Origin of the sequence: Mesorhizobium sp. M0768, assembly GCF_040320195.1 — a bacterium.
Classification (GTDB): Bacteria; Pseudomonadota; Alphaproteobacteria; order Rhizobiales; family Rhizobiaceae; genus Mesorhizobium.
Genome location: NZ_JAMYPD010000096.1, coordinates 1 through 1,158, shown reverse-complemented (window position 1 = coordinate 1,158; position 1,158 = coordinate 1). Strand labels below are relative to the sequence as shown.

Genomic DNA, 1,158 nt, shown 5'->3' with positions numbered 1-1,158 from the left:
GCCCCGAAGGCGGCGTCATCCAGAGTGGCGAGATACTCAGCCACGGCCCGCTTGGCTTTGGGATTGAGGTCCTCGGCCGTTTCGATCCCGCGCTGACGATGGGCGTCGGCGACGATCATGCTGGCATCGACCGCAAAGCCTTCGCCGCCGACGAGCCCTTCAGCTATGCAGCGCCGGACGACGGTCTCGAACAGTTCGCGCAGCAGGTCGGCATCGCGGAAGCGGCCGTGGCGGGTCTTGGAGAAGGTTGAGTGGTCAGGCACATCACCCTCGAGGCCAAGCCGGCAGAACCACCGATAGGCCAGGTTCAGATGTACCTCCTCGCACAGCCGGCGCTCCGAGCGGATGCCGAAGCAATAGCCGACGATCAGCATGCGGATCAGCAGCTCAGGGTCGATCGAGGGACGGCCGATCGGGCTGTAGAAGGGCGCCAGATGCTGGCGGATGGCGGACAGGTCGACGAAGTGGTCGATCGCTCTGAGCAGGTGATCCGCCGGCACATGCCGCTCCAGGCTGAAGCCGTAGAACAGCTCCTCCTGCATCACACTTTGCTCGCCCATCATCGACTCAATCTCCTCTTACGACGAAGATTGAATCAGGTCCTCGGCCGTTTCGATCCCGCGCTGACGATGGGCGTCGGCGACGATCATGCTGGCATCGACCGCAAAGCCTTCGCCGCCGACGAGCCCTTCAGCTATGCAGCGCCGGACGACGGTCTCGAACAGTTCGCGCAGCAGGTCGGCATCGCGGAAGCGGCCGTGGCGGGTCTTGGAGAAGGTTGAGTGGTCAGGCACATCACCCTCGAGGCCAAGCCGGCAGAACCACCGATAGGCCAGGTTCAGATGTACCTCCTCGCACAGCCGGCGCTCCGAGCGGATGCCGAAGCAATAGCCGACGATCAGCATGCGGATCAGCAGCTCAGGGTCGATCGAGGGACGGCCGATCGGGCTGTAGAAGGGCGCCAGATGCTGGCGGATGGCGGACAGGTCGACGAAGTGGTCGATCGCTCTGAGCAGGTGATCCGCCGGCACATGCCGCTCCAGGCTGAAGCCGTAGAACAGCTCCTCCTGCATCACACTTTGCTCGCCCATCATCGACTCAATCTCCTCTTACGACGAAGATTGAATCAGATGGGATATTCGGCTTGAGCCCCATCTT

1 protein-coding gene and 1 pseudogene are annotated in these 1,158 nt (G+C 62.9%); both read right to left on the bottom strand.

The window, feature by feature from the left end:
- Positions 1-563 (bottom strand): transposase (locus NKI08_RS34455; RefSeq protein ID WP_352775960.1); only part of this gene is annotated, 563 nt, incomplete at its 3' end.
- 39 nt (positions 564-602) lie between these two features.
- Positions 603-1,094: pseudogene (locus NKI08_RS34450) on the bottom strand (transposase); the annotation flags it as partial.
- Between the last annotated feature and the right edge of the window lie 64 nt (positions 1,095-1,158).